The organism is Microcystis sp. M079S1 (assembly GCF_020246425.1).
Classification (GTDB): domain Bacteria; phylum Cyanobacteriota; class Cyanobacteriia; order Cyanobacteriales; family Microcystaceae; genus Microcystis; species Microcystis aeruginosa.
Genome location: NZ_JADBSZ010000086.1, coordinates 1 through 6,286 on the forward strand (window position 1 = coordinate 1; position 6,286 = coordinate 6,286).

Genomic DNA, 6,286 nt, shown 5'->3' on the forward strand with positions numbered 1-6,286 from the left:
AAATTAAAGCAGCTCTAAAGAGTTTTGAGTTAAAAGTTAAACTTCAAGTTTTCATTCAGGACAAATGTACTGATTAACTAATTTTTTGGGGAAAATTAGTTAACCCATCATTATAACATATAATTAATTTGCAAGAGTTCTTATGAAGTTTGCATAATTTTTCCCTATTAAATTTGAATATTTAAGGTTTGGAGTTGTTGATTGATCTAATCAGTAACCTTGGTGGCATCGGTTTCAATCACTTTTTTAGCAAGTAAAAGTTCTTCTACTAATTTTTCCAACTCTTTCCCTTGGCTACTATTTCTTATATATTTTCTAATATCTTGACGAATATTAGCAAAATAAACATCTCTCAATTCAAGTTGAGAAATATCTTTTTCTAGGGCTTGACCAATTTGTGAGATTTTAAGATGCAATTGATCTTGAGGATTAAATTTAGGGATGTTAAGTTGCCAGACGTGCTTATGTATGTGTCTTTCATCCTTTCCATAGGACATTAAAGGACGAGTTTCTAAAGTTGTAATCTCTGCATTTAAAATTGCACATAAATAATAGGATTCTTCTAGGCTTTCAGGCGTTGCCCAATAAAGATTACTATCAATAATAGCTTGTCTATTGGATAATCTAGCCGCACAAATGTGCATTCCAGAGGTTGCATATAAAATTCTTTCTTTTGGTATGGGAAACTGCTGGGATAATCCTTTTTGATAATTAATTCTTTCAAGTAAGGTCAATCGATCATTAGTTCGATATTCATCCCATATTTCTTCTGCTTTGTGCCACCAAGCACATAAGCCAGGATACAGATCAATTAATTCAGATTCTCCATCCATTAAGACTTTTCCATTCCAGGGAATAATTGCTAATTCGGGTTCTTGACAACGAAAAGGTAAAATAGATGCTCCTGTATATAAAGGTCTGATAAAATCACTTTCAATTGTTCCTTCTAAAGTAGGAAGATCTTTCCAGGGTTTTTTCTCATTAGCAGATCGTTTTGACTGAACTAACTTACGTCCAGACGCTAACCCTAACGGACTAGATATTTTTTCTTCAACAGTTAAAAGCACTTTCGGAACTATTGTAGCTCCCTGTGAAAATTGGGAATGATAGGGAGAAATTTTATTTTCTGAGCCTATTTTTATTTCTTCTTTAGGGAATTTAAGTGATTTTTTAATCACGCTCCACGATGATTTAGGTTCGTTGATTTTTCCTGTCCAATATTCAGCAATCAAAGGCATTTTTACAGGTTTTTGAGATCTCTTACCAAAAATAACCGATGCACCTCTAGGAAAAAAATGGGGTCTTAGTCTTCGTAAATCCCAAGATTCTGCAAATTCAACGTATGTTGTTGCTCCTTTCCCTAGGCAATAATTCCCCTCTCGAAATCCTCCAAAATATTCTCTATCCGTTACTGAATTAGGCATCACAAAAGCAAACTTGCCACCTTCACCCAAATAAGTTTCAATAGTTTTAGCGACAAACAATGCTGAAAGATCTTGATGTGTGGCATTCTTTGCCCCATGCCAAAGTGAGCGCTCTTCACTCATTTCCTTAAATGATTGTTGCATCTCTTTAGGCATATTCCGATAAGAAAGCCAGGGCGGATTTCCAATTAGAATATCAACCCGATTTTGCGGCAAACTCAACCAAACAGGACGGACCAAATTACGCACATAATAGCTCCAAATATGATCCCGTCCGCTTTCATGGAGTTCACACATAACGGAAAATGTACTTTTAATCGTCTCATGAAACTTTTCAGGGATAGCTAATCGCCGAAATACCCCCGTTAAAGAAGGTATCGGTTTACCGTAATCTTTTTGAGTAGCTTTATCTGCTAATTCTTTTACAAGCTCATCAAAAGTATGGGAACTTTTTAGAAGCTCATGGGGAAAACGTAACTCCGATTTAAATAACTGTCCTTCACTATCCGTTTCAATAATGACGTGATCTCTTGACCATAGATCATATTGCTTTTGTCGCCATTGCATAGAATCAGCCAAATAAACAGGAATATTAATTTCCCCTCTGCTTGGATTAGTCAAATTATCACGACCAATTGCCAAAAGATAAGTTACACGAGCTAACGTTACTGCGACTGGATGAATATCAAAGCCAATAACATTCCTTGCCAAAGTTTCAAGAGATTCACGCAGAGACAATTTCTCTTGCGCTGCTTTTTTTAAAAGATTTTTAACCGCATGAAACAAGAAAGTTCCAGAACCGCAAGACGGATCTAAAACACGCTTATTTAAGGGGTCTTTAATTGTTTTTTCAACAATAGCTTCCGCCAGCCAGTCTGGTGTGTAATACTCTCCTAATTGTTTTCTTAATTCCTGAGCAATGATTGATTCATATAAGACTTTCATAATGTCATAGGCCACTTCCCCCCAATTAAAACGAGAAATTTTACGAGCTAATGAACGAATAAAAATATCACCTTCCTCAACTTCTATCACCCAATCAAAAAAGTCGCTTTCAATTACGCCATAAATACCGCTAATCTCAAACTGAGAACCTGATAAAAGAGAAGCGGGCGATAAATCATTAACATTTAGACCTAAAACAGCATGAGCAATAATTTCAGATACATTCACCAGTAACGTATGCTCAACGAATAATTCATCACTATCTTTGAATTGACTACCTAACGCTGTCGTCAGAAGTTTCGCCCATAATAGACGCTTCATTTTTACTGTAGGAAGCTCTTTGTTTTCCTCATACAAACTTAATAAAGTTGCATGATTAATGGCATAGGAAGAGCTTTCTACACCCAGCTTATTATTAATTTCTTCTGGAGTAGGAATAACGTCTTGCTTTGTTGCCAAAACCCCATCTAACCAAGCAATTAATTTATCGGCATCGGGATTATTTGCATTTACTAAATGTTTAGAGACTTCAACAAAATCCTTTGATGGTTTGAGATGAAAACACCGCCATTCCAAACCATCCGATAAAATACCAATATAGTTTTGCCCCGTTTGCTGCGTCCGAACTGCGACATAGCCCGATAATTGCTCTATCGCATCAGCGAGAATTTTTGCTTTCCGTAAATCTTTTTTGACTTCAATGACTACCGATCCTACTTCAACATCAATTCTACGGCGATCACCCAATTGAGATTCAAGTTTTACATCAAGATCTTCATCATCGAGATCTAGTGCAGCTTGAAGTAATAAATCCCTGATGCCAGCTTGTATATCGGCTTCAGTGCGCTTGGCTTCTCTATTGGCTAAGTTTTTGACAATTTCAATAACATTTGACATTTTAGTAAAAGCAAAAAATTAGATCGTAAGCCTTAAAAATATATTAATTTTTGATGACAAGGTAATCATTTCCCCACAAGATAAGTAGGTAGATGTTAAAAATTGTCAAATATCCCCCTTATCAAGGGGGGATTAAGGGGGGCAGGGGGAGATCGAAGGCAAAATCTATCTTCTATTTAATTAGAACCACTTACTTAACACCCTTAATTATACTAGCCTTTTCACTTAAAACCGAGGAATATGATTAAAAAGATGACGCATGACCACAAATTCCCAAGAAAATAACGAATAGCCATAACCCTGCTGCTCCACCGTCCTCACCTGAGCTTGTAAACCCTTTAAGGAAAAATCAGGATTCCAACCCGCATATAAACCCACCCCCACCGGCACATACCGGGAAGCTGTCGCCAGTCCCGATCCCGAAAGACTCGCCGCCACCTGATTGGGAGTTTTCCGATAGATCTGTAAGACCACCTCATCCACAATCCCTTGACGCACCCAAGCCAACCAATTTTGATTATATTTATTCACCGCAAAAGAGTGAGGATTAGGCGAAAGACTCACCACCAACTTGGGATTAATCGCCTTGACATGATCGTGCAACTTGCGGGTTAAATTCGTTAAAGCCTGACTTTTATTACCAAAAACACGCGGAACTGCCCAATGATCATCTAACTGAATCCCCGCCAAATCTTTTTCTTTTAAAATATCCTCCATATTGCCCAAAAGATAGGCTTGTACCTGCGGATTCGCCGGATCTAACCAGACATTGGTTTCCACCACCGTCTTCCCTGCGGGCGTTTTTAATAGCCAATCCGGATGCTTTTTGGCAATGGGATCCTTAGGGGATAACATCAAACCATACTCAAACCAAGCAAATGGCTTCAAACCCTGCCGTAAAGACTCCTTAACCGCTGCCCTCCAGGGATTGCTCAACGGCGGCACAAACAACCAATTCGTCGGACGTTGGGAAGTCGGATAAAGCGTTCCCCTCAACCCATAAACACTAAAATACACCCGGTCATAACCCGATCGCGAAAGATGATTTAACACCTCATCTAAGGACGTAGTGTGATGTAACAATATCGTGCCAATATTGGTTAACCAAACCCCCTTCATCTGCTCATTTTCCACTGCCTTTCGGGGAGCCGCTCGGTGAGTAACCAACAACAAAAAAGCCACTCCAGCAACAATCCCAAACCTCTTTAGGTACTTGCTAAACTTAACCATGATTGCCGATTAATCCCACCAAGATATTTGATAATAGTATTATTTTAGTCCGATTTTTGATATTCAGTTCCTCATCAGCAGACCCTATTTAGTCATACTAAATCCGGTTATTAAAAACTGATTATCAGTGAACTAAAAAATAGATACCTGGTGTATTAGGCCCCCCTAACACACCCAGAAAAGATTTTAGGAAAAATTAACCGACTACACAGAGAATATCCGATGCGTGACTAGCGGTATTCACTTTGTCATCCATATAGCTAATTTTGCCTTCTGCATCGATGATATAGGTGACGCGCTTAGAATAGCCACCCCCATCGACATCATAAGCTTTGGTGATAGCACCATCGGTATCTACGAGCAATTGGAAGGGTAAACCGTATTTTTCTTTAAATTGTGCATGGGAACCCTGGTCATCCCTGCTCACCCCGAAGACTACTATTTCCTTGTCTTGGTATTGTTCGTAGTTATCCCGGAAGCTTTGCGCTTGCTTGGTGCAGCCGGGGGTATCATCTTTGGGATAGAAGTATAAAACTACGACTTTACCTTGAAAATCCGACAGGGAAACGGTTTTTCCAGTATCGTCGGTGGTGGTAAAGTTCGGTGCGATTGTTCCAACGGTTAAAGCCATAACTCCGATTCCTTTACAAAAGTTAATCTATATTGATGATAAAGGATTAGGGTCACTTCAGCACCCCAAGACTGTCTATAAGCAGGGAGAAGATGAACGTAGGTTGGGTTGAAGCATGAAACCCAACGCCCGCTCATGTTACGCTACCGCTAACCCATCCTACAAATAATTGTGCCTCCCTACTTAATTTTTAGAGGGCATCTAATGATAAGCTATCAGAGATAATCCCCTCTTTTGCGCTTTTTCTAGCTTGGTATGAAACCGTGATCAACTCTGAAGAAAAAAGACCGACTTGGGACGAATATTTTTTAATGATCGCTAAATTAGCCGCCACCAGATCCACCTGTTTAGCTTTTCCCGTCGGTGCGGTAATTGTCAAAGATCGGCAGGTTTTAGCCACGGGGTACAATGGTTCCCCATCAGGGACGGTTCATTGTACTGCCCAGGGTTTTTGTTATCCCGGTTTGGGAACCTGTCGAGAATCCGGAGAAATTCCCTCTAGGGCAATTCATGCTGAAGCTAATGCGATCGCTCAAGCGGCCAAACACGGTATTTCTACCCAAGGGGCTAGTATTTACGTTACTTTAGAACCCTGTATTTCCTGCTTAAAACTAATTATTTCTTCGGGAATTAAAGAAGTTTTTTACGAAGCGGATTTTAATAGTGGGACAAAAGCAATGTTAAGGGATTCTTTTCTGGAAACGGGGATTATTAAATATAAAAAGATTTATTTATCAGAAGAAATGGCTAGTCATGCGGCCTTATTTTTATTAAATCCCATTTTGATCGATCTCAGGTAGTTATTCTAATGGGACTTAAACAAATTTTAAGCCCAAACAAAGCCTAAACTGGCTTTGTAAGCGGCAAACACATCCCGATTCTCGGTCAGCCACTCAAAGAAACGGAAAGACATCGCTGTCCGAAAAGTTTCCAAGGCTTCCACAAAAGTGTTTAAAGGTCGATTCGCCCACCGCCTTTGCAATCCCCCAGTTAACTTATGCCACAGGATAAATGTATAGGGAGCATCTCACCTTTGTAATAAGTAGAAATGCTTAATGAACTCAATAAAAAAGTTAAAAAAGGCAACCATTTAGATAGGCAGAGCGATGACGAAGGACTTGCGGTACATTACCAGATTCCCAACTTGCACCAGTAATTT

The 6,286-nt window shown here is 39.2% G+C and carries 4 protein-coding genes and 1 pseudogene; 1 reads left to right on the forward strand and 4 read right to left on the reverse strand.

Annotation, left to right across the window (positions count from 1 at the left end; translation table 11 throughout):
• Positions 1-206: 206 nt before the first annotated feature.
• From IM456_RS05445 to IM456_RS05455, 3 genes are all read right to left on the reverse strand, one after another.
• Positions 207-3,266, reverse strand: a complete 3,060-nt coding sequence (locus IM456_RS05445; protein WP_287694657.1) for an N-6 DNA methylase — start codon at positions 3,264-3,266, stop codon at positions 207-209.
• Between the two features lie 225 nt (positions 3,267-3,491).
• Positions 3,492-4,496, reverse strand: a complete 1,005-nt coding sequence (locus tag IM456_RS05450; RefSeq protein ID WP_287694660.1) for a glycoside hydrolase family 10-like protein — start codon at positions 4,494-4,496, stop codon at positions 3,492-3,494.
• A gap of 196 nt (positions 4,497-4,692) precedes the next feature.
• Positions 4,693-5,127 carry a peroxiredoxin gene (locus tag IM456_RS05455; protein WP_147069551.1) on the reverse strand — a complete coding sequence of 145 codons (435 nt, stop codon included), beginning with the start codon at positions 5,125-5,127 and terminating at the stop codon, positions 4,693-4,695.
• A gap of 263 nt (positions 5,128-5,390) precedes the next feature.
• On the opposite strand from IM456_RS05455, the gene IM456_RS05460 reads away from it, so the two are divergent.
• Positions 5,391-5,927, forward strand: coding sequence for a deoxycytidylate deaminase (locus IM456_RS05460; RefSeq protein ID WP_012268223.1), 537 nt, complete (start codon positions 5,391-5,393; stop codon positions 5,925-5,927).
• 26 nt (positions 5,928-5,953) lie between these two features.
• Here the strand turns inward: IM456_RS05460 and IM456_RS05465 are convergent.
• Positions 5,954-6,145: pseudogene (locus IM456_RS05465) on the reverse strand (IS701 family transposase); the annotation flags it as partial.
• Positions 6,146-6,286: the final 141 nt, after the last annotated feature.